21 protein-coding genes are annotated in these 20,911 nt (G+C 69.3%); 13 read left to right on the forward strand and 8 right to left on the reverse strand.

From position 1 onward, the window contains the following. Window positions 1–3: 3 nt before the first annotated feature. The 5 genes from ALIDE2_RS18535 to ALIDE2_RS18555 all read right to left on the reverse strand — a co-directional run bounded on the left by ALIDE2_RS18535 (window position 4) and on the right by ALIDE2_RS18555 (window position 2,725). On the reverse strand, window positions 4–765 hold the full coding sequence (locus tag ALIDE2_RS18535; protein WP_013518038.1) for a class I SAM-dependent methyltransferase: 762 nt from the start codon (window positions 763–765) through the stop codon (window positions 4–6). Next, window positions 762–1,286 carry a DNA-deoxyinosine glycosylase gene (locus tag ALIDE2_RS18540; RefSeq protein ID WP_013722885.1) on the reverse strand — a complete coding sequence of 175 codons (525 nt, stop codon included), beginning with the start codon at window positions 1,284–1,286 and terminating at the stop codon, window positions 762–764. The genes ALIDE2_RS18535 and ALIDE2_RS18540 overlap by 4 nt, the downstream gene beginning before the upstream one ends. Before the next feature lie 74 nt (window positions 1,287–1,360). Further along, window positions 1,361–2,194, reverse strand: coding sequence for a TatD family hydrolase (locus ALIDE2_RS18545; protein WP_174764500.1), 834 nt, complete (start codon window positions 2,192–2,194; stop codon window positions 1,361–1,363). Window positions 2,195–2,216: 22 nt separating this feature from the next. Then, entirely contained in the window at window positions 2,217–2,414 is a 198-nt protein-coding gene (locus ALIDE2_RS18550) for a YgaP family membrane protein (protein WP_013518035.1), read from the reverse strand. 29 nt (window positions 2,415–2,443) lie between these two features. Next, window positions 2,444–2,725: an ArsR/SmtB family transcription factor gene (locus ALIDE2_RS18555; protein WP_049787079.1), complete on the reverse strand. Its 282-nt coding sequence runs from the start codon at window positions 2,723–2,725 to the stop codon at window positions 2,444–2,446. Window positions 2,726–2,896: 171 nt separating this feature from the next. Here ALIDE2_RS18555 and ALIDE2_RS18560 point away from each other — a divergent pair, with 171 nt between their 5' ends. The 5 genes from ALIDE2_RS18560 (at window position 2,897) to ALIDE2_RS18580 (ending at window position 7,349) form a co-directional block, all read left to right on the forward strand. After that, entirely contained in the window at window positions 2,897–3,259 is a 363-nt protein-coding gene (locus ALIDE2_RS18560) for a carboxymuconolactone decarboxylase family protein (protein ID WP_013518033.1), read from the forward strand. Window positions 3,260–3,363: 104 nt separating this feature from the next. Further along, the gene (locus ALIDE2_RS18565) at window positions 3,364–4,263 is read left to right on the forward strand and encodes a S1C family serine protease (protein WP_013518032.1); all 900 of its coding nucleotides are present in this window, start codon (window positions 3,364–3,366) and stop codon (window positions 4,261–4,263) included. A 14-nt stretch (window positions 4,264–4,277) separates the two neighbouring features. Then, window positions 4,278–5,309, forward strand: a complete 1,032-nt coding sequence (locus ALIDE2_RS18570; protein ID WP_013518031.1) for an AAA family ATPase — start codon at window positions 4,278–4,280, stop codon at window positions 5,307–5,309. Continuing rightward, window positions 5,302–6,270: a DUF58 domain-containing protein gene (locus ALIDE2_RS18575; protein WP_013722886.1), complete on the forward strand. Its 969-nt coding sequence runs from the start codon at window positions 5,302–5,304 to the stop codon at window positions 6,268–6,270. Before ALIDE2_RS18570 ends, ALIDE2_RS18575 begins: the two co-directional genes overlap by 8 nt. A 32-nt stretch (window positions 6,271–6,302) precedes the next feature. Beyond that, entirely contained in the window at window positions 6,303–7,349 is a 1,047-nt protein-coding gene (locus ALIDE2_RS18580) for a VWA domain-containing protein (protein ID WP_013518029.1), read from the forward strand. Between the two features lie 114 nt (window positions 7,350–7,463). Here ALIDE2_RS18580 and acs read toward each other — a convergent pair whose 3' ends face one another. Then, complete coding sequence (gene acs / locus ALIDE2_RS18585) at window positions 7,464–9,461, reverse strand: acetate--CoA ligase (protein WP_013518028.1); 1,998 nt, start codon at window positions 9,459–9,461, stop codon at window positions 7,464–7,466. Between the two features lie 653 nt (window positions 9,462–10,114). Here acs and proV point away from each other — a divergent pair. The 4 genes from proV (at window position 10,115) to ALIDE2_RS18605 (ending at window position 14,583) form a co-directional block, all read left to right on the forward strand. Continuing rightward, a complete protein-coding gene (proV, locus tag ALIDE2_RS18590; RefSeq protein WP_013518027.1) occupies window positions 10,115–11,419 on the forward strand; it encodes a glycine betaine/L-proline ABC transporter ATP-binding protein ProV in 1,305 nt (434 codons plus the stop codon). Next, window positions 11,416–12,528: a glycine betaine/L-proline ABC transporter permease ProW gene (gene proW / locus ALIDE2_RS18595; protein WP_013518026.1), complete on the forward strand. Its 1,113-nt coding sequence runs from the start codon at window positions 11,416–11,418 to the stop codon at window positions 12,526–12,528. Before proV ends, proW begins: the two co-directional genes overlap by 4 nt. Before the next feature lie 75 nt (window positions 12,529–12,603). Next, on the forward strand, window positions 12,604–13,614 hold the full coding sequence (gene proX, locus ALIDE2_RS18600; protein ID WP_013518025.1) for a glycine betaine/L-proline ABC transporter substrate-binding protein ProX: 1,011 nt from the start codon (window positions 12,604–12,606) through the stop codon (window positions 13,612–13,614). Window positions 13,615–13,800: 186 nt separating this feature from the next. After that, window positions 13,801–14,583 (forward strand): Crp/Fnr family transcriptional regulator, encoded by a 783-nt coding sequence (locus ALIDE2_RS18605; RefSeq protein ID WP_013518024.1) that lies wholly within the window; start codon window positions 13,801–13,803, stop codon window positions 14,581–14,583. On the opposite strand, the gene fumC is transcribed toward ALIDE2_RS18605, so the two are convergent. Next, on the reverse strand, window positions 14,584–15,969 hold the full coding sequence (gene fumC, locus ALIDE2_RS18610; protein ID WP_013518023.1) for a class II fumarate hydratase: 1,386 nt from the start codon (window positions 15,967–15,969) through the stop codon (window positions 14,584–14,586). 168 nt (window positions 15,970–16,137) lie between these two features. Between fumC and ALIDE2_RS18615 the strand changes: the two genes are divergently transcribed. Continuing rightward, entirely contained in the window at window positions 16,138–17,697 is a 1,560-nt protein-coding gene (locus ALIDE2_RS18615) for a fumarate hydratase (RefSeq protein ID WP_013722887.1), read from the forward strand. Window positions 17,698–17,807: 110 nt separating this feature from the next. Beyond that, window positions 17,808–18,056, forward strand: a complete 249-nt coding sequence (locus ALIDE2_RS18620) for a hypothetical protein (RefSeq protein ID WP_049791357.1) — start codon at window positions 17,808–17,810, stop codon at window positions 18,054–18,056. 9 nt (window positions 18,057–18,065) lie between these two features. On the opposite strand, the gene pmbA is transcribed toward ALIDE2_RS18620, so the two are convergent. Beyond that, the gene (gene pmbA, locus ALIDE2_RS18625; RefSeq protein ID WP_013518013.1) at window positions 18,066–19,487 is read right to left on the reverse strand and encodes a metalloprotease PmbA; all 1,422 of its coding nucleotides are present in this window, start codon (window positions 19,485–19,487) and stop codon (window positions 18,066–18,068) included. Window positions 19,488–19,569: 82 nt separating this feature from the next. Here pmbA and yjgA point away from each other — a divergent pair, with 82 nt between their 5' ends. Both yjgA and mog read left to right on the forward strand, forming a co-directional pair. After that, window positions 19,570–20,238: a ribosome biogenesis factor YjgA gene (yjgA, locus tag ALIDE2_RS18630; protein WP_013722889.1), complete on the forward strand. Its 669-nt coding sequence runs from the start codon at window positions 19,570–19,572 to the stop codon at window positions 20,236–20,238. Next, entirely contained in the window at window positions 20,235–20,831 is a 597-nt protein-coding gene (gene mog, locus ALIDE2_RS18635) for a molybdopterin adenylyltransferase (protein WP_013722890.1), read from the forward strand. Before yjgA ends, mog begins: the two co-directional genes overlap by 4 nt. Window positions 20,832–20,911: the final 80 nt, after the last annotated feature.

The following is a 20,911-nucleotide window of genomic DNA, read 5'->3' on the forward strand; positions in this document are numbered from 1 at the left end:
GCATCAGGCGATGGGTTTGAAGACGCGCAGCCACTTCGTGGCGGGCAGGTCCCAGCGCGCCTGCAGGCCTTCAGCGCGCGCCAGCAGCTCGGCGCGCTTCGGGCGCGTGGGCGTGCGCTGCGCGAGCACCACGGTGTTGCCCTCGCGCGTAGGCTTGAAGGCCCAGAGCGCGTCGGCACCGAAGGCCTCGGCCAGCTTGGCGACGCTGCGCTCGTAGCTCGACGCGCGCCCGAACAGGTTGACGGTGAGACAGCCGTCCCCGGTGAGCAGCGCGCGGCAGTCAGCGTAGAACTCGGCGCTGTCGAGCACCGGCGCGGCGGCCTCGTGGTCGTACAGGTCCACGGCCAGCGCATCCACCGTGCCGTGCCATTCGGGCTTTTTTATCTCCGCGGCCGCATCGGCCAACACCACGCGCTGCATGGGGCCGTCGGGCGGCAGCTTGAACCAGGCGCGGCAGACGGCCTCCACGCGCGGGTTCAGCTCGACCACGGTGCAGCACATGCGCAGCTTCTTGCGGCAGAACTTGGTGATCGCGCCCGCGCCCAGGCCGAGCTGCATGGCGTGGCGCCTGGCGACGCTCGAAGGCTCCATGAACAGCAGCCAGGCCATCATGCGCTGCACGTATTCGAGCTCGAGGGCGAACGGGTCGTCGATGCGCATGGAGCCCTGTATCCAGGGCGTGCCCAGGTGCAGGTGGCGCACCTCGCCATCGTCGCTGACGCTGACCTCGGGCAATTCGGGAGAAGGGGTTTTCTTGCGGCTCACAGCAATCCAAAGGGCGCGAAGGCGTCGCGCCAGGCATTCAGTTTCTTCTCGAAGCTCCACGACGCGTTGGCCGGGCTGGTCGAGGGCAGGCGCAGCGAGGGGATGTCCACCCCCAGACTGGCGCGCACTGCCCTTGCGTGGCGGAAGCTCTCGCCGCCATTGTGTGCGATGGCGGCAAGCGCCGGCACGCGCGCGAGCAGGGAGCGGAAATCGTTGACCTGCGCGTTGCGGATGCTGGTGTCCAGGCTGCCCTCGCGCTCGCAGGCGGCGTACACGTCCCACAGCCCCAGGCCGCGCGCGAGCAGCCAGCCGCAGCGCGCGGCGTAGTCCTCGCGCCCCGGCAGCGGGTGCCCGGGCCACAGCGCCGCAAGGATGCGCCAGAAATGGTTCTGCGGATGGCCGTAGTACTGCTGCGCGCGCAGCGAGGCCGCGCCGGGAAAGCTGCCCAGCAGCAGCACGCGCGTGCCCTCGCCCACCACGGGCGGCAGGCCCACGAGGCGGGAGGCGGCAAGTGCATTCATGGGATGGATACTATCAACAAAATAGCTGCAACCGCTTGATGGACGAGCGTTTTATGCCAAAAACACTGAAACCCTCAGGCCAGCAGCGCCCGCAGCTTCGGCAGCGCGGCGCAGGCATTGTCGCGGCTCGCGCGGGCCAGCTCGCCCACCTCGATGCCGCGCAGGCCAGCCACCACGGCGGCGATGCGCGGCAGCTCGGCCGGGCTGTTGCGCGCGGGGGCCGCGCCCGCGGCGCGCTCGGCGGCCGTCACGTAGAGCCAGTGCGGGGGAATGTCGGGCGCGTCGGTCTCCAATACCAGGGCATCGAGCGGCAGCTCGGCCGCCAGGCGCCGCAGCTGCAGCGCACGCTCGTAAGTGACGGCGCCGCCGAAGCCCAGTTTGAAACCCATGGCGATGAAGGCCCGCGCCTGCTGCAGGCTGCCGTTGAAGGCATGGGCGATGCCGCCGCGCACGGGCAGCTCGCGCAGGCCTTTCAGCAGCCGGTCGGCCGAGCGGCGCACGTGCAGGATCACCGGCAGATCGAAGCGGCGCGCCAGCTGCAGCTGCGCGCGGTAGAAGCGCTCCTGCCGCGCCGCATCCAGGCCGGGCACGAAGAAGTCCAGCCCTATCTCGCCGACGGCCACCAGGCGCGGGTCGGGCAGGCATCGCTCCAGCATGCGCTCCAGCGCCTGCGGGTCGTCGTCGCGGGCCTGGGGCGTGTAGAGCGGATGGATGCCCAGCGCATAGCTGTCGCCATAGCGGTGCGCCATGGCGCGCACGACCTGCAGGTTGGCCAGATCCACGGCCGGCAGCACGCAGTGGACGACGCCGGCGCGCGCGGCCCGGGCGCGCTCAGCATCGGCATGGGCCGCGCCGCCGTGGACCGCGAACTCGTCGAGGTGGCAGTGGGTGTCGATCCAGGCGTCCATGCGCCGGATCATGCCACCGGGGCTATTCGCTCTTGCGCATTGGGCAGGTGTTCACGCCCAGCAGCGAGTACGCGGGGCAGCCCCCCACCAGGCCCGTGAGCAGCGGCACCACGCCGATCCAGCCCCACCAGCCCACCGTACCCGTGGCCGCCAGCGCGATCAGCACCAGCCCCACGACGATGCGCAACCCACGATCCAGACCTCCGACATTGCGTTTCATGACACTTCTCCTGGTTGAAAAAAACGGACTCAGGGGCAATAGATGGCCTTGAGCGCGGCCACGAGCTTTTCCACCGCCGGGTCGGCGATGCGGTAGTACAGGGTCTGCGCATCGCGCCGGAAGGTCACCAGCCCCTCCTCGCGCATGCGCGCCAGATGCTGCGACAGGGCCGACTGGCTCAGGTCCATCTGTTCGAGCAGTTGGCCGACCGAGGCCTCGCCCCGGTCGATGAGCAGGCACAGCACCAGCAGCCGCTGCTCATTGCCCACGGTGCGCAGCAGCGCTGCGGCCTGGGCCGTGCATTGCTGCATGAACCCCCGGTCGGCTGCAGTGGCCACGATGTATTCCTTTTGGCGGCGCTTTAAATTAACATTTCCTAATTTAGTAAAAACTAAAGAATATGTCAACGACGGCGCGCCGGCGCGGTCGCCCGGCCTTCGTCTCCCCCCCTTTTTTTCGTCCTTCCACTACAGGAGTCCAGCATGTCTTCATCGACCGACTACAAGATCCTTACCCGCGAAATTTCCGGCAACGTGGGCCAGCTGCGCGCCAGCCAGCCCGATGTGATGCAGGGCTTCAACGCCATGAGCAAGGCCGCGCTAGCGCCCGGCGCGATCGACGCCAAGACCAAGGAGCTGATCGCCCTGGGCATCGGCGTGGCCGCGCGCTGCGACGGCTGCATAGGCTTTCACACCCAGGCCCTGGCGCGCCTGGGCGCCACGCGCGCCGAGGTGCACGAGACGCTGGCCATTGCCGTCTACATGGGCGGCGGGCCGGCGCTCATGTATGCCGCCAATGCGGTGGCCGCGTTCGACCAGTGCGCCCCCGAACAGGCGCCTGCGTGAGCCCATGACGGGGGCGCGCGGCCCGGCGGGCGGGCCCATGCGCGCCGGCGTGTTCCGTGCTACTGTGGGCGCCTTGCCGCCCCTTGTTCCATGGAGGTGCTCGCATGCCCCGGCCCGTCCGCTACAGCCCTTCCCGCAGCGACCGTGCGCGCCCGTCCGCTGATCCCGCCGCGCCCGAAAGCCCGCCCCCGCGCCCCGCCCCTGTCGCCCCGCGTCAGCGCCTGCCATCGGCGCAGCAGGCGCAGTGGGCGGCCATGGCGCTGCTGGCCATGCTGCTGGCCGGCGGTATGTGGTGGCTGCGGCCGGTGCCCGCGCCGCACATCACGCAGAAGGCCATCGACGCAGCCGTGCTGCACACGCTGGAGAACCATACCCTTCCCTCGGCCGCCGCGCGCGCGGCGGAGGCCGTGGTGCCGTCGGTGGTGCGCGTGATGGGCTTCACGACCACCAAGCGGGGCAAGGAGGTGGAGCGCAGCGTGGGCACGGGCGTGGTGATCGTGGACACGGGCATCATCCTCACCAACCTGCACGTGGTGCGCGGCGCCGACCGCGTGAGCGTGACCTTCGCCGACGGCACGGAGGCCAACGCCAGCATCACCGGCGCCCAGCCCGAGAACGACTTGGCCGTGCTGCAGGCGCACAAGGTGCCGGACGACCTGCAGGCGGCGCCGCTGCGCTCCACGCAGCACCTGCGCGCGGGCGATGGCGTGGTGGTCGTCGGCTTTCCGTTCGGCATCGGGCCCTCGGCGTCGGCGGGCGTGGTCTCGGGCCTGCAGCGCGAGTTCGAGTCGCCCGAGGGCGGGCAGGAGCTGCGCAACCTGATCCAGTTCGACGCCGCGGCCAACCCGGGCAACTCCGGCGGGCCGCTGGTCACGCTGGAAGGCGAGGTGGTGGGCATCGTCACCGCCATCCTCAACCCCACGCCCGCGCGCACCTTCATCGGCATAGGCTTCGCCGTGCCCATAGAGAACGCGGCCCAGGCCGCCGGCATGCCGCCGTTCTGACCAGGAGAAGCACCATGCAGACCATCCCCGCCGCCACCGACTCCACCGCCACGCTGATGGAGCAGATCCTCTACGAGGTCAAGCGCGTCGTCGTCGGCCAGGACCGCTTCCTGGAGCGCGTGATGGTCGCCATGCTGGCCCAGGGCCACCTGCTGGTGGAGGGCGTGCCGGGCCTGGCCAAGACGCTCACCGTGAAGACGCTGGCCGCGTGCATACAGGGGCAGTTCAAGCGCATACAGTTCACGCCCGACCTGGTGCCCGCCGATCTGGTCGGCACGCGCATGTACAACCAGCGCACGGGCGAGTTCAGCACCACGCTGGGGCCCGTGTTCACCCACCTGCTGCTGGCCGACGAGATCAACCGCGCGCCCGCCAAGGTGCAAAGCGCGCTGCTGGAGGTGATGCAGGAGCGCCAGGTCACCATCGCCGGCCAGAGCCACCCGGTGCCCGAGCCCTTCGTGGTCATGGCCACGCAGAACCCCATAGAGACCGAGGGCACCTACCAGCTGCCCGAGGCCCAGGTGGACCGCTTCATGATGAAGGTGCTCATCGGCTACCCGAGCGAGGAGGAGGAATTCGTCATCGCCCAGCGCGCGCTCGCGCCCGCGGTGCAGGTGGCGGCCGTGGCCACGACCGGACAGCTGGCCCGGCTGCAGGCCGACTGCCGCAAGGTGTACGTGGACCCGTCGCTCATCCAGTACGCCGTGCGCCTGGTGGCCGCCACGCGCGCGCCGCAGCAGCATGGCCTGAAGGACCTGGCCGCCCACATCGCCTGCGGCGCCAGCCCCCGCGCCACCATCGCGCTGGCCGAGGGCGCCCAGGCCCTGGCCATGCTGCGCGGGCGCGGCTACGCGCTGCCAGAGGACCTGCTGGACCTGGCGCACGACGTGCTGCGCCACCGCATCAGCCTGAGCTACGAAGCGCTGGCCGAGGGCCTGGACGCCGACGCGCTGATCGGGCGCATCATGAACCAGCTGCCCGCGCCCGCGCGCCCCCTGCACCATTCGGCCGAGGAGGCTGCCGGCGCGGAGGCCCGCCGTGCCTGAAGCCGTCCGGCCCCCAGCCGCCGCGCCCGCCGCGGCCGAGCGCCTGCTGCAGCGCCTGGAATGGACGGTGATCCGGCGCCTGGACGGCCTGCTGCAAGGCTCCTCGCGCACGCTGCTGCGCGGCAGCGGCATCGACCTGGCCGACCTGCGCGAATACCAGCCGCACGACGATGTGCGCCACATCGACTGGAACGTCACGGCGCGCCTGGCCACGCCCCACGTGCGCGTGTTCACCGAGGACCGCGACATGACCGCCTGGTTCCTGCTCGACCTGAGCCCCTCGGTGGACTTCGGCGCGCCGGGCCAGGCCAAGCGCGACTTGGCTGAAGGCTTCGTGGGCGTGCTCGCGCGCCTGCTCCAGCGCCACGGCAACCGCGTGGGCGCCGTGCTGCACGACGGCAGCGCCGCCATGGGCCGGGTGCTGCCCGCGCGCGGCGGGCGCCGCCAGGTGCTGCAGCTGCTGCTCGCGTTGGCGACCAGCGCGCGCCCTTCCAGCCTTATCCCGGCCCCCGGCATCACCGAGCTGCAGCGCCTGCTGGGCGGCGCCCAGGGCCTGCTGCGCCGGCGCTCGGCGGTGTTCGTGGTGTCCGACTTCCTGAGCGCCCCGGGCTGGGACAAGCCCCTGGCGCGCCTGGCGCAGCGCCATGACGTGGTGGCCGTGCGCCTGCTCGACCCGCTGGAGCTGGAACTGCCCGACGTGGGCCTGCTGCTGCTGCGCGACCCCGAGACCGGCGAGCAGCTGCAGGTGGACACGCACGAACGGGGCTTTCGCCACCGCTTCGCGCGCCTGGCCGCGCAGCGCGAGGCCGATCTGCGCGCGAGCCTTGCGCACGCCGGCGTGGACACGCTGGAGCTGTCCACCGACGAGGACCTGCTGGCCGCGCTGCTGCGCTTCATGCAGCTGCGCGGGCACCGCCCGCGCGTGGCCGCAGCCAACCCGGCACTGGCGGCCCACGGCTGACCCCGGACGGAACGCAAACGAAGGAGCCGACCATGGTGTTTCTCTGGCCCACATTGCTATGGCTTCTGCTCGTCCTGCCCCTGCTCGTGCTGCTGTACCTGTGGCTGCTGCGCCGGCGCAAGGCGGCGGCCGTGCCCTATCCCGGCCTGGCCCTGGTGCGCCAGGCCCTGGGCCCGGGCCACGGCTGGCGCCGCCACGTGCCGCCCCTGCTGTTCCTGCTCGGCCTGGCCGCGCTGCTCGTGGCGGCGGCGCGCCCCCTGGCCGTGCTCCAGCTGCCGTCGCAGCAGCAGACCATCATCCTGGCCATGGACGTCTCGGGCAGCATGCGCGCCACCGACGTGCAGCCCGACCGTCTCACGGCCGCGCAGAACGCCGCCAAGGCCTTCATTCAAGACCTGCCGCGCCACGTGCGCGTGGGCGTGGTGGCCTTCGCCGGCACCGCCCAGCTGGCGCAGCTACCCACGCAGAGCCACGAGGACCTGCTCAAGGCCATAGACAGCTTCCAGCTGCAGCGCGGCACGGCCACGGGCAACGGCATCATGATGGCGCTGGCCACGCTGTTCCCCGATGCGGGCATAGACATCGCCGCCCTGGGCGGGCGCCAGTCCATGCGCGTGCGGCCCATCGACGAAGTGGGCCGCGCCGACCCCGCGAAGAAGCCCTTCACGCCCGTGGCGCCGGGCTCGTACCGCTCGGCCGCCATCATCATGCTCACCGACGGCCAGCGCACCACGGGCGTGGACCCGCTGGAGGCCGCGCAATGGGCCGCCGACCGCGGCGTGCGCGTGTACACCGTGGGCGTGGGCACGGTGCAGGGCGAGCTCATCGGCTTCGAGGGCTGGTCCATGCGCGTGCGCCTGGACGAGGACACGCTCAAGGCCGTAGCCCTGCGCACCAACGCCGAATACTTCCACGCCGCCACGGCGCAGGACCTGCGCAAGGTCTACGAGACGCTGAGCTCGCGGCTCACGGTGGAGAAGAAGGAGACCGAGGTGTCCGCGCTGCTGGCGCTGGCGGGGGCCGCGCTGATGCTGCTGGCGGCGGGGATGTCGGTGTGGTGGTTCGGCAGGATTTTATGAGTGTTTTACAGCCCTAGCGCTTTGCAGGAAAGCGCTGATAGCTATCCTTTTTGAAGTCAATGACCTAAAAAAACCGCCTCGTCATGAGGCGGTTTTTCGTGGGTGCGCTGAAACTCAATTGTTCTGCGCCAATTGATCGAGGATCGCCGGATTCTCCAGCGTGCTGGTGTCCTGGGTGATGGCCTCGCCCTTGGCCAGGCTGCGCAGCAGGCGGCGCATGATCTTGCCGCTGCGGGTCTTGGGCAGGTTGTCGCCGAAGCGGATGTCCTTGGGCTTGGCGATGGGGCCGATTTCCTTGGCCACCCAGTTGCGCAGTTCGGCGGCGATCTGCTTGGCCTCCTCGCCCGTGGGGCGGGCGCGCTTGAGGACGACGAAGGCGCAGATGGCCTCGCCCGTGAGGTCGTCGGGGCGGCCCACCACGGCGGCCTCGGCCACCAGGTCGGACTTGGCGACCAGGGCGGATTCGATTTCCATCGTTCCCATGCGGTGGCCCGAGACGTTGAGCACGTCGTCGATGCGGCCGGTGACGCGGAAGTAGGCAGTCTTGGCGTCGCGCACGGCGCCGTCGCCCGCAAGGTAGATCTTGCCGCCCATCTCCTCGGGGAAGTACGACTTCTTGAAGCGCTCGGGGTCGTTCCAGATGGTGCGGATCATCGAAGGCCAGGGCCGCTTGATGACCAGCATGCCGCCCGAGCCGTTGGGCACGTCCTTGCCGGTCTCATCGACGATGGCGGCGGCGATGCCGGGCAGCGGCAGCGTGCACGAGCCCGGCACCAGGGGCGTGGCGCCCGGCAGCGGGGTGATCAGGTGGCCGCCGTTCTCCGTCTGCCACCAGGTGTCCACGATGGGGCAGCGCTCGCCGCCTACGTTTTTGTAGTACCACATCCAGGCTTCGGGGTTGATGGGCTCGCCCACGCTGCCCAGGATGCGCAGGCTGGAGAGGTCCCAGTTCTTCGGGTGCACCTTCTCGTCGGAATCAGCCGCCTTGATGAGCGAGCGGATGGCCGTTGGCGCGGTATAGAAGATGCTGACCTTGTGGCGCTCGATCATCTGCCAGAAGCGCCCGGCGTTGGGGTAGGTGGGAATGCCCTCGAACATCACCTGGGTGCCGCCCGCGGCCAGCGGCCCGTAGGCGATGTAGGTGTGGCCCGTGACCCAGCCGATGTCGGCCGTGCACCAGAACACGTCGTCGGGGCGCAGGTCGAAGGTCCAGTCCATCGTCAGCTTGGCCCACAGCAGGTAGCCGCCCGTGGAATGCTGCACGCCCTTGGGCTTGCCCGTGGAGCCCGAGGTGTAGAGGATGAACAGCGGGTGCTCCGCCTCCACGGCCACCGGGACGCATTCGGTGCTCTGGCCCGCGAGGGCCTCGGCAAAGCTCTTGTCGCGCCCGTCCACGCGGTTCCAGGCGGTGGGGGTGCGCTCGTAGACCAGCACCGACTTGATGGACTCGCAGCCGCCCATGGCGATGCCCTCGTCCACGATGGCCTTGAGCGGCAGTTCCTTGCCGCCGCGCAGCTGGTAGTTGGCGGTGATCACGGCCACGGCGCCGGCGTCGATGATGCGCTCCTGCACTGCCTTGGCCGAGAAGCCGCCGAACACCACGCTGTGCGTGGCGCCGATGCGCGCGCAGGCCTGCATGGCCACCACGCCCTCGATGGTCATGGGCATGTAGATCAGGACGCGGTCGCCCTTCTTCACGCCCTGCGCCTTGAGCGCATTGGCGAACTGGGCCACGCGGGCGAGCAGCTCTTTGTAGGTGACCTTGGTGACGGCGCCGTCGTCAGCCTCGAAGATGATGGCGGTCTTGCTCTCGACCGGCGTGCCCATGTGCCGGTCCAGGCAGTTGGCGCTGGCGTTGAGCTCGCCGTCGGCGAACCACTGGTAGAACGGCGCGTTGGACTCGTCCAGCGTCTTCGTGAAGGGCCTGGTCCACTGCAGGTTCTCGCGCGCAAGGCGGGCCCAGAAGCCCTCGAAGTCCTTGTCGGCCTCGGCGCACAGCGCCTCGTAGCCGGCCATGCCGGAGATGCGTGCCGTCTTCACCAGGCCCTCGGGCGGGGGAAACACACGGTTTTCGATCAGGACGGACTCGATCGCGGACGGGGAAGCACTCATGGATTTGTCTCCTTACGCTAGAACGGATAAGCGGGCGGTACTTTCGGTGCTGCTACTTACAAGCCACTGACGCAGCCGGGACACACAGCTTACGCCAATGCCCGCCCTATGCGGCCGCCCCCGGCTTTCCGCTTCGCGCGCCTATAGCACATAGCGAAAAACCTTTCTTTTGACTTAAAAACAATCAATAAATACACTAGCGCGGTGTTTGTAACCTGCAACGCAGGTAATTCGCCCCTTGCCGGCATGTTCCGCCGCCGGGTGAATCACAGCGCCGGAAGCCTGCCCATGGTGGCGGCCGCCGGTGCAAAGGCCGAGGCTTTCGGCCCTGATGCCCTGGGTGTCCCAGCGCCGCGCGGCGCCATGGCACCCGCGTGATTGCGCAAGTCCTCCAACCGACCTCTTGCGCCGCGCACCCAGGCCCTTGCGCACTCCTTTCCACGCGTGCCATTCGGGCCGATCTGGTCACTTTCCGTGTCCGCCCTCTTCCCGGTCCTGCCGACCGCGCGTGTCCATTGCGGACGGGCGCCCCCCGGCGGGGCCGCCGCATCGGGGTCGCGTGCATTGCGCAGTATTTCGGCCTTCGTGCCCCTGCCGCCATTGGTGCGGCCGGGGCTGGCTCAACCCGTCTCGACCGAGGAAGGACCCCGACAGTGGCCAAGCAAATCATCATCGACCATGTGTTCAAGGTCTTCGGCGACGCGCCGCAAGAGGCGCTGCGCCTGGTGCAGCAGGGCCTGAGCAAGCAGGAGATCCTGGAGCGCACGGGCCACTCGATCGGCGTGTTCGACGCCAGCTTCACCATCGAGACCGGCGAGATCTTCGTCGTCATGGGCCTGTCGGGCTCGGGCAAGTCCACGCTGGTGCGCATGCTCAACCGCCTGATAGCGCCCACCAGCGGCCGCATCCTGGTCGACGGCCAGGACATCAACGAGCTGAGCCAGCGCCAACTGCGCGCCCTGCGCCGCAAGGACATCTCCATGGTGTTCCAGTCGTTCGCCCTCATGCCCCACATGACCGTGCTGGACAACACGGCCTTCGGCCTGGAGCTGGCGGGCATGGACAAGGCCGGGCGCCAGCAGGCGGCACAGGAGGCGCTGGAGCAGGTCGGCCTGGCCGGCTGGGGCGCCAGCTACCCCGACGAGCTCTCGGGCGGCATGCAGCAGCGCGTGGGCCTGGCGCGCGCGCTGGCGGCCGACCCGTCCATCCTGCTCATGGACGAGGCCTTCTCGGCGCTGGACCCCATCATCCGCACCGAGATGCAGTCCGAGCTGCTGCGTCTGCAGCAGGTCAAGCGGCGCACCATCGTCTTCATCTCGCACGACCTGGACGAGGCCATGCGCATCGGCGACCGCATCGCCATCATGAAGGACGGCCACGTGGTGCAGGTTGGCACGCCCGACGAGATCCTGCGCGAACCGGCCAACGACTACGTGCGCGACTTCGTGCGCGGCGTGGACGCAGCCGCCGTCTTCAAGGCGCGCGACATCGCGCGCCAAGCCTTCACCATGGTGTCCGAGCGCAGCGACCGGGGCTGCCGCGCCGCGCTGCGCCTGCTGGAGGACTCGGACCACGAGTACGCCTACGTGCTCTCCAGCCGCAAGCGTTTCCTGGGCGTGGTGTCCTCGCAGTCGCTGCGCCGCGCCCTGCACGGCCACCATGGCCCGCTGGGGCTGCAGCACGCCTTCCTGGACGACGCGCCCACGCTGGCCGCGGACACGCCGGTGGCCGAACTCTTCGGCCCCATGGCCAGCGCCCCCTGCCCGCTTCCCGTGATGGACGGCGACGGGCGCTTCCTGGGCGTGGTCAGCCGCACCACGCTGATGCGCTTCCTGGACCGCGACACGCCACCCGTGCCGCCGCCGCAGGCCGAGCTTCCCCCCGTCCAGCTCGACCGCCAGCCCCCCCACGACGGCGCCGCACCCGCCGCCCGAATTGAAGGAGATGCCACCGCATGAACGAGAACAACAACGACACTCCCGCCGGCCTGGATGACCCCTGGGCCGCCGCCAGCTCCGCCGCGGACGGCCCCGCCACGGGCAGCGCAGATCCCTGGGGCGCGGGCACCGCCGACCCGGCGCAGTCCGCCCCCGACTGGCTGTCGAGCCCGTCGGCAAGCCCCGCGCCCGCCGACGCCGATGCGGGCGGCCTGCAAGCCCTATGGCACCAGATCAGCACCGACGGCCTGCCCGTGCAGGGCTGGATCAACGACGGCCTGCACTGGGCGGTGGAGAACTTCCGCCCCTTCTTCCAGTCCGTGCGCGCGCCCATCGACGCGACGCTCAGCGGCGTCACCGACGCCCTGCTCGCCCTGCCCTGGCCGGTGATGCTGCTGCTCATCTCCCTGCTGGCCTGGCAGTTCGCCGGGCGCATGCTGGCGCTGGCCACGGCCGTATCGCTGGGCGTCGTGGTGCTGCTGGGCATCTGGCCCGACGCCATGGTCACGCTGGCGCTGGTGCTCACCTCGCTGCTGTTCTGCGTGGTGCTCGGCCTGCCCCTGGGCATCGTGCTGGCCGCCAGCGACCGCGCCCAGCGCTTCACGCGGCCGCTGCTGGACGCGATGCAGACCACGCCGGCCTTCGTCTACCTGGTGCCGGTGGTGATGCTGTTCGGCATCGGCAACGTGCCCGGCGTCATCGTGACCATCGTGTTCGCGCTGCCGCCCCTGGTGCGCCTGACCAACCTGGGGCTGCGCCAGGTGCGCCCGGACCTGATCGAGGCCAGCCGCGCCTACGGCGCCTCGCCCTGGCAGCTCTTGTGGAAGGTGCAGCTGCCGCTGGCCCTGCCCTCGATCATGGCCGGCATCAACCAGGCGCTGATGCTGAGCCTGTCGATGGTGGTCATCGCCTCGATGATCGCCGTGGGCGGCCTGGGCCAGATGGTGCTGCGCGGCATAGGCCGGCTGGACATGGGCCTGGCCAGCATCGGCGGCCTGGGCATCGTGCTGCTGGCCGTCGTGCTCGACCGCATCACCCAGGCCATGGGGGCGCCGCGCCGCGGCGGCCAGCGCTGGTGGCACACCGGCCCGCTGGGCCTGCTGTTCGGCAGGCTGCGCCAGAAGTCCTGAAACCATAGCTGATGGCGCTTTCCACACAAGGACTGGCGGCCGATTTAACCAATTTTTTCACCACGGAGACTCGCCATGACATTCGCATGCAAGACCCTGCGCCCGCTGCTGGCCGCCACCGGCCTGGCCCTGCTGGGCCTGACCGCCCAGGCCGCCGACCTGCCCGGCAAGGGCATCACGGTGCAGCCGCTCAAGAGCTCGATCGCCGAGGAGACCTTCCAGACCCTGCTGGTCATGAAGGCCCTGCAGAAGCTCGGCTACGAGGTGCAGCCCATCAAGGAAGTGGAGTACCCCACGGCCCACATCGCCATCGCCAACGGCGACGCCACCTTCATGGCCGACCACTGGAACCCGCTGCACGCCGACTACTACAAGAACGCCGGCGGCGACGCCAAGCTCTACCGCAAGGGCATCTTCTCGGCCAACGCCGCCCAGGGCTACCTGATCGACAAGAAGACCGCCGACCAATACAAGATCACCAACATCGCGCAATTCAAGGACCCCAAGATCGCCGCGTTGTTCGACAGCAACGGCGACGGCAAGGCCGACCTGACCGGCTGCAACCCCGGCTGGGGCTGCGAGGCGGTCATCGAGCACCAGCTGGACGCCTACCAGCTGCGCGGCACCGTCACGCACAACCAGGGCTCGTACTCGGCGCTGATCGCCGACACCATCACCCGCTATCGCGCGGGCAAGCCGGTCTTCTACTACACCTGGACGCCCTACTGGGTCAGCAACGAGCTGAAGCCGGGCAAGGATGTGGTCTGGCTGGAGGTGCCGTTCTCCTCGCTGCCCGGCGAGCAGAAGGGCATGGACACCAAGCTGCCCAACGACAAGAACTACGGCTTCGTGGTGAACAACCAGCAGATCGTGGCCAACAAGGCCTGGGCCGAGAAGAACCCCGCCGCCGCCAGGCTGTTCGAGGTGATGCAGCTGTCCGTGGCCGACATCAACGCCCAGAACCACCTGATGAGCCAGGGCCAGAACAAGAACGCCGACATCGAGCGCCATGCGAACGGCTGGATCGCGGCGCACCGCAAGACCTTTGACGGCTGGATCGAGCAGGCCCTCGCCGCAGCGCGCTGATCCGGGCCCAAGCGGCGGCATGGAAACATGGCCGCGGCGCGCTGCCGACGAACGCCTCCGGCCATGGATACAGTAGTTGACAATGCGCGCGCGGCGCGCCGCGGATAGCATGGATATCGTCTTTGCGCACCAGGCATGCAGTTCTAGAATGAACTTTTTAGCAGCGCCTTCCGTCCTGCCAGACCCATGCATGCATCCCCGCGCCCCAGTGCCGATCCACCGCTCCAGCGTCCCCTGCTGAGCGCGCAGGAGCGTGAGGCTATCGACCAAAGCCCCTGGTTCTCGTCGCTCCCCCCGTCGCTGCGCCATGACATCTTCCGCCTGGGCCACGTCACGCGCTACGCACATGGCGACTTGATCGCCAAGCAGGGCCAGCCCATACGCAACTGGTTTGCCTGCGCCAGCGGCGCGCTGCGCTTTCGCCGCACCACGACCGCGGGCCGGCGGGTCACCCTGGCCTACGTGGAGCCCGGGATCTGGGTGGGCGAGGCGGAGGTGCTCTACGGCCGCCCCTGCACCTACGACGCGCACGCCCACGGCAATACCACGCTGCTGAGCGTGCCCGAGGCCGCCCTGCGCGCGCTGCTGCAGCAGCACCCCTCGTTCGGCCAGTCCCTGCTCACCCTGCAGGCGCACAGCATGCGCTCGCTGTACCTGATGATGGAAGACGTGGCCACCATGCCGCTGCGCGCGCGCCTGACCAAGCAGCTGCTGCACCTGCAGGAGCGCTTCGGCCCGCACCACGTGGCGCCGGGGGAAAGCCGCCCCCTGGGCCTGTCGCTGGCGCAGGACGAGCTGGCCGGCCTGCTCGGCGGTTCGCGCCAGCGCGTGAACGTCGAGCTCAAATGGCTGGAGCGCCAGGGCCTGATCAGCGTGCGCCCGCGCGGCATAGAGCTGCACGACGTGCAGGGCCTGCAGGCGCTGGTGGCCCAGGCCGCGGCCGCCGCCCAAGGCAAGCCCGACGGCTGATCAGCGCCCGACCATGTTCTCGGGCACCACCCACTGGTCGAACTGCTCGGCCGTCACGTAGCCCGAGGCGATGGCCGCCTCGCGCAGGCTGGTGCCCTCCTTGTGGCCCTTCTTGGCGATGTAGGCGGCCTTGTCGTAGCCGATGTGCGGGTTCAGCGCGGTCACCAGCATCAGCGACTGCTGGACGAGGTAGCCGATGCGCTCGCGGTTGGGCTCGATGCCCACGGCGCAGTTGTTGTTGAAACTGATGATGCCGTCGGCCAGCAGGCGCACGCTCTGCAGGAAGTTGTGCGCCACCACGGGGCGGAACACGTTGAGCTCGAAGTTGCCCGACATGCCGCCGATGTTGATCGCCACGTCGTTGCCCATGACCTGCGCAGCCAGCATGGTGACGGCCTCGCTCTGCGTGGGGTTGACCTTGCCGGGCATGATGGACGAGCCGGGCTCGTTCTCGGGGATGGTGATCTCGCCGATGCCGCTGCGCGGCCCGCTGGCGAGCCAGCGCACGTCGTTGGCGATCTTGTTCATGCTGGCCGCCAGGGTCTTGAGCGCGCCGTGGGCGTGCACCAGCGCGTCCTGCGAGGCCAGCGACTCGAACTTGTTGGGCGAGGTGACGAAGGGCAGGCAGGTGATGGCGGCCAGCTCCCTGGCCACGCCCTCGGCGTAGCCCTTGGGCGCGTTCAGGCCCGTGCCCACGGCGGTGCCGCCCAGCGCCAGCTCGTACAGGTGCGGCAGCGCGTCCTTCACGTGCCTGGCGCCGTGCTCGAGTTGCGCGACCCAGCCCGAAATCTCCTGGCCCAGCGTGAGCGGCGTGGCGTCCTGCAGGTGGGTGCGGCCGATCTTCACGATGCCGTCGAAGTCCTTCGCCTTCTGCGCCAGGGTCTTGCGCAGGACTTCGATGGCGGGCAACAGCTTGTGGGTAAGCGCATCCACGGCCGCCACGTGCGCGGCGGTGGGGAACACGTCGTTGGACGACTGGCTCTTGTTCACGTCGTCGTTGGGGTGCACCAGGCGGGCCTCGCCGCGCTCGCCGCCCAGCAGTTCGCTCGCGCGGTTGGCGATGACCTCGTTGAGGTTCATGTTGGTCTGCGTGCCGGAGCCGGTCTGCCAGACCACGAGCGGGAATTCATCCGGATGCCTGCCGTCGATCACCTCCTGCGCGGCTGCGACGATGGCGTCCTTCTTCTTCGCGTCGAGCAGGCCCAGCGCGTGGTTGACGGTGGCCGAGGCACGCTTGACCTGCGCCAGCGCCTTGATGATCTCGCGCGGCTGGCGCTCGCCAGAGATGTCGAAGTTCTGCAGCGAGCGCTGCGTCTGCGCGCCCCAGAGCCTGCCGGCGGGGACTTCGATGGGGCCGAAAGTGTCGCGTTCGATGCGTGTGGTCATGGTGGTGCAGCAGTAAAAGGAGTGGAGGAATGCGGGCAACCGGCAAGCATACCCGCAGATGAAAACCATTCTCATCGACGGGGCGGCAAGCACCGCCGGGCTTCAGCCCCGTGCAAGGCGGGCGGCGATAATCCCGGGGTTCGCTTTCTTACTACAACACACCCCACCATGACCACCACCATCCGGTACGACGACCTCGTGGAGTCCGTCGCTGCAGCGCTGCAGTACATCTCCTACTACCACCCCGCCGACTACATCGCCCACCTGGCCCGCGCCTACGAGCGCGAGCAGAGCCCCGCCGCCAAGGACGCGATGGCGCAGATCCTCACCAACAGCAAGATGAGCGCCACGGGCCACCGCCCGATCTGCCAGGACACGGGCATCGTCAACGTATTCCTGAAGCTGGGCATGGACGTGCGCTTCGAGGGCTTCGCCGCCGACCAGGGCCTGGAAGACGCCATCAACGAAGGCGTGCGACGCGGCTACAACCACCCGGACAACACGCTGCGCGCATCGGTCGTCGCCGACCCGCACTTCGCGCGCAAGAACACCAGGGACAACACGCCCGCCGTCATCAACGTGCAGATCGTGCCCGGCGACAAGCTCGACGTGACCGTGGCCGCCAAGGGCGGCGGCAGCGAGAACAAGTCCAAGATGATCATGATGAACCCCAGCGACAACCTGGTGGACTGGGTGCTGAAGACCGTGCCCACCATGGGCGCCGGCTGGTGCCCGCCGGGCATGCTGGGCATAGGCATCGGCGGCACGGCGGAAAAGGCCGTGCTGCTGGCCAAGGAAAGCCTGATGGAAGACCTGGACATGTACGAGCTGCAGGCCAAGGCCGCCAAGGGCGAGAAGCTCACCCAGGTCGAGGAGCTGCGCCTGGAGCTGTACGAGAAGGTCAATGCCCTGGGGATAGGCGCGCAGGGCCTGGGCGGCCTGTCCACGGTGCTCGACATCAAGATCAAGATGTACCCCACGCACGCCGCCAGCAAGCCCGTGGCCATGATCCCCAACTGCGCCGCCACGCGCCACGCCCACTTCGTCATGGACGGCAGCGGCCCCGTGTACCTGGAGGCGCCCAGCCTCGACCTGTGGCCCAAGATCGACTGGGAGCCCGACTACAACAAGTCCAAGCGCGTCGACCTGAACACCCTCACTTCGGCCGAAGTGGCGAGCTGGAAGCCCGGCGACACGCTGCTGCTCAACGGCAAGATGCTCACCGGCCGCGACGCCGCGCACAAGCGCATCCAGGACATGCTGGCCAAGGGCGAGGAGCTGCCCGTGGACTTCACCAACCGCGTCATCTACTACGTGGGCCCCGTGGACCCCGTGCGTGACGAGGCCGTGGGCCCCGCAGGCCCGACCACCGCCACGCGCATGGACAAGTTCACCGACATGATGCTGGAGAAGACCGGCCTCATCGCCATGATCGGCAAGGCCGAGCGCGGCCCCGTCGCCATCGAGAGCATCAAGCGCCACAAGAGCGCCTACCTGATGGCCGTGGGCGGCGCCGCCTACCTGGTCAGCAAGGCCATCAAGGCCGCCAAGGTGGTGGGCTTCGAGGACCTGGGCATGGAAGCCATCTACGAATTCGACGTGGTGGACATGCCCGTCACCGTGGCCGTGGACGCGGGCGGCACCAGCGCCCACATCACCGGCCCGGCCGAATGGCAGAAGCGCATCGCCACGGGGGAATTCAAGGGCATCGAGGTGGCTTCGGCATAAGCGCGCCGCCGCCCGGACATGAAAACAAAACCGCCTTCGGGCGGTTTTTTCTTGGCCTCCGCGCGCCACTGGAGGAGGGCTTTCCAACGCCACGCTTTTTGCATAGCCTGTTGGCCTGCGCGGCAACCACGCCCAAGGTGTGGCCCAGCAGGTTCCGGCCCACGGGGCCGCTGAACCCCAGCGCCTATGCCCACAACCCGCAGAAGCTGGCCAACGAGGTGCACGGCAGGCGCATGGGCAATACCGCGCCGGGCGACGGCTTCGCCTACCGCGGGCGCGGCCTGCTGCAGCTGACGGGCAAGGACAGCCTGGCCGAGCGCAAGGAGTGGCTCAGGCGCACCAGGGCCGCGTGGCCTTGACGGGGCGGGTCAGCTGCCCGCCACCTTCATGCGCTCGATGAGGATGGAGCCCACGGTCTTGGCGCCGTAGTTGTAGGCGTCGGCGCCCACGGCCACGATGCCGCGCAGCATGTCCTTGAGGTTGCCGGCGATGGTGATCTCGTGCACGGGGTAGGCGATCCGGCCGTTCTCCACCCAGAAGCCGCTGGCGCCGCGCGAGTAGTCGCCCGTCACGTAGTTCACGCCCTGGCCCATGAGTTCGATGACGAACAGGCCCGTGCCCAGCTTGCGCAGCATGGCGTCCAGGTCGTCGCCCGGCTGGGTGAGGCGCGATGACAGCAGCAGGTTGTGCGAGCCGCCCGCGTTGCCCGTGGTCTTCATGCCGAGCTTGCGCGCCGAGTAGGTGCTGAGGAAGTACCCCTGCACGCGCCCCGCCTCCACCACCTGGCGCGGCGCCACGCGCACGCCCTCCTCGTCGAACGGCGAGCTGCCCTTGCCGCCCGGGATGAAGGGGTCTTCGGCCAGGTCGATGTGATCGGCGAAGACCTGCTTGCCCAGCGAATCGACGAGGAAGCTGCTCCTGCGGTAGAGCGCGCCGCCGCTCACGGCCTGCACGAAGCCGCCCAGCAGGCCGGCGGCCAGGGGCGATTCGAACAGCACCGGACATTCGGTGGTGGGGATCTTGCGGCTGCCCAGGCGCGAGAGGGCGCGCTCGGCGGCGTAGCGGCCCACGGCCTCGGGCGCGGCCAGATCGCGCGCGTCGCGCATCGACGAGTACCAGGCGTCGCGCTGCATCTCGGCGTTGCGCCCGGGCATGGAGGCTATCGGCGCCACCGAGATGCTGTGGCGCGAGCTGGCGTAGCCGCCGCGAAAGCCGCGCGTGTGGGCGCTGAAGAAGTGGCTTTGCTGCGCCGACACGCCCGCGCCCTCGCTGTTGGTGATGCGCCTGTGCGTCTTGAAGGCCGCGGCCTCGCACTGCAGCGCCAGCTGCGCGGCCTGTTCGCTGGTGATGGCCCAGGGGTGGAAAAGCTGCAGGTCGCGGTGGGTGCCCGCGGGGGCGATGTCGGCCTCGTCGGGCAGGCCGGCCACGTGGTCTTCGGCCGTGAAGCGGGCGATGTCGTAGGCGGCCTGCACGGTGCGCTCCACCGCGGCGGGTGAGAAGTCCGAGGTGCTGGCATTGCCGCGCCTGTGGCCCAGGTACACGGTCACGCCCAGGGACTTGTCGCGGTTGCGCTCCACGGTTTCGAGTTCGCCCTTGCGCACGTTGACCGACAGGCCGCAGCCCTCGGATGCATCGGCCCCCGCGTCGCTGGCGCCCAGCTTCCTGGCGTGGGCCAGAGCATGGTCCACCAGGCCTTCGAAGAATTCACGGGTGTAGCTGAAGCCGCTCTCGGGCCGGGCTGCGTGCTGCGCCGGGGCGGCGCTCTTGGCGCGGGTGCTGGGTGTGTTCATAGCGGCGGCTATGATACTTGCCGCCCCGCGCTCCTGCGCGGCATACGCCCTTGCCAGGGCCTGTTTCCGCCCCTGCCCCACCATGTCACGCAAACCCCAAAAAGGCTATTTTGTGAAGGGCCACTTCGTTGCCGAGGGCAGCGAGCTGGACCTGCAGCTCAAGGCCGAGCTCAAAGGCACGGCCGGCGCCACCAAGACCGACCTCAAGCGCGAGATGGAAGCGCTGCAGGCGCTGGGCACCGAGCTGCTCACGCTGCGCGCGGACCTGCTCGCGCGCCTCGATCTGCCCGAGAAGCTGCAGGAGGCGCTGGACGAGGCCCGGCGCATCACCAACTTCGAGGGCAAGCGCCGGCAGATGCAGTTCGTGGGCAAGCTGATGCGCAAGCTCGAGGACGACACCGTGGCCGCCATCCGGGCGGCGCTGGACGAGCAGCGCAGCGGCTCGGCAGCCGAGAAGCTGGCGCTGCACCAGGCCGAGCACTGGCGCGACCGCCTGATCGCCGCCGACGACGCCCTGCCCCAGTGGCTGGAGCAGTTCCCGGATACCGACACGCAGCAGGTCCGCGCGCTGATCCGCCAGGCGCGCAAGGACGCGCCGCCCGAGGACAAGGCTGCCGTCTCCCAGGGCCTGGCGCCGCGCAAGGGCCGCGCCTACCGCGAGCTGTTCCAGCTGGTGCGCGAACACATGGCGCGCGCGCAGGCCCACAATGAGGCCTCGTCCGAAACACACCACGAGGAGCCAAGGCCATGACGAACACCGCCCACGAGTACGCGCCGGTCAAGATCGGCATCGTCTCCATCAGCGACCGCGCCAGCAGCGGCGGCTACGAGGACAAGGGCCTGCCCGCGCTGCACGACTGGCTCAAGCGCGCGCTGCACAACCCCATCGGCTTCGAGCCGCGGCTGATCCCCGACGACAAGGAGCGCATCAGCGCCACGCTCGTCGAGCTGGTGGACCTGGGCTGCTCGCTGGTGCTGACCACCGGCGGCACCGGCCCGGCGCTGCGCGACGTGACGCCCGAGGCGACGCTGGCCGTGGCCGACAAGGAAATGCCGGGCTTCGGCGAGCAGATGCGCCAGATCTCGCTCAGGTTCGTGCCCACGGCCATCCTGTCGCGCCAGGTCGCGGTGATCCGGGGCAAGAGCCTGATCATCAACCTGCCGGGCCAGCCCAAGGCCATCGCGGAAACGCTGGAAGGGCTGAAGAATGCCGACGGCACGCCGCAGGTGCCGGGCATCTTCACCGCCGTGCCCTACTGCATCGACCTGATCGACGGGCCCTACCTGGAGACGCGGCCCGAGGTCTGCAAGGCCTTCCGGCCCAAGACGGCCGTGCGCAGCTGACGCGGCCCATACCCGAGCGGGTTACTGCGGCGCGTGCCCGCGCGGCCGCACCCGTGGCGTATGGTGGCGTTTTCACGCGA

It is taken from the genome of Alicycliphilus denitrificans K601, assembly GCF_000204645.1.
Taxonomy (GTDB): Bacteria; Pseudomonadota; Gammaproteobacteria; order Burkholderiales; family Burkholderiaceae_C; genus Alicycliphilus; species Alicycliphilus denitrificans.

Coding starts and splice junctions, on each gene's coding strand:
- ALIDE2_RS18540 (WP_013722885.1), bottom strand. CDS start 1,286: ATGAATGCACTTGCCGCCTCCCGCCTCGTGGGCCTGCCGCCCGTGGTG.
- ALIDE2_RS18545 (WP_174764500.1), bottom strand. CDS start 2,194: ATGGACGCCTGGATCGACACCCACTGCCACCTCGACGAGTTCGCGGTC.
- ALIDE2_RS18550 (WP_013518035.1), bottom strand. CDS start 2,414: ATGAAACGCAATGTCGGAGGTCTGGATCGTGGGTTGCGCATCGTCGTG.
- ALIDE2_RS18555 (WP_049787079.1), bottom strand. CDS start 2,725: ATGCAGCAATGCACGGCCCAGGCCGCAGCGCTGCTGCGCACCGTGGGC.
- ALIDE2_RS18560 (WP_013518033.1), top strand. CDS start 2,897: ATGTCTTCATCGACCGACTACAAGATCCTTACCCGCGAAATTTCCGGC.
- ALIDE2_RS18565 (WP_013518032.1), top strand. CDS start 3,364: ATGCCCCGGCCCGTCCGCTACAGCCCTTCCCGCAGCGACCGTGCGCGC.
- ALIDE2_RS18570 (WP_013518031.1), top strand. CDS start 4,278: ATGCAGACCATCCCCGCCGCCACCGACTCCACCGCCACGCTGATGGAG.
- ALIDE2_RS18580 (WP_013518029.1), top strand. CDS start 6,303: ATGGTGTTTCTCTGGCCCACATTGCTATGGCTTCTGCTCGTCCTGCCC.
- acs (WP_013518028.1), bottom strand. CDS start 9,461: ATGAGTGCTTCCCCGTCCGCGATCGAGTCCGTCCTGATCGAAAACCGT.
- proW (WP_013518026.1), top strand. CDS start 11,416: ATGAACGAGAACAACAACGACACTCCCGCCGGCCTGGATGACCCCTGG.
- proX (WP_013518025.1), top strand. CDS start 12,604: ATGACATTCGCATGCAAGACCCTGCGCCCGCTGCTGGCCGCCACCGGC.
- ALIDE2_RS18605 (WP_013518024.1), top strand. CDS start 13,801: ATGCATGCATCCCCGCGCCCCAGTGCCGATCCACCGCTCCAGCGTCCC.
- fumC (WP_013518023.1), bottom strand. CDS start 15,969: ATGACCACACGCATCGAACGCGACACTTTCGGCCCCATCGAAGTCCCC.
- ALIDE2_RS18615 (WP_013722887.1), top strand. CDS start 16,138: ATGACCACCACCATCCGGTACGACGACCTCGTGGAGTCCGTCGCTGCA.
- pmbA (WP_013518013.1), bottom strand. CDS start 19,487: ATGAACACACCCAGCACCCGCGCCAAGAGCGCCGCCCCGGCGCAGCAC.
- yjgA (WP_013722889.1), top strand. CDS start 19,570: ATGTCACGCAAACCCCAAAAAGGCTATTTTGTGAAGGGCCACTTCGTT.
- mog (WP_013722890.1), top strand. CDS start 20,235: ATGACGAACACCGCCCACGAGTACGCGCCGGTCAAGATCGGCATCGTC.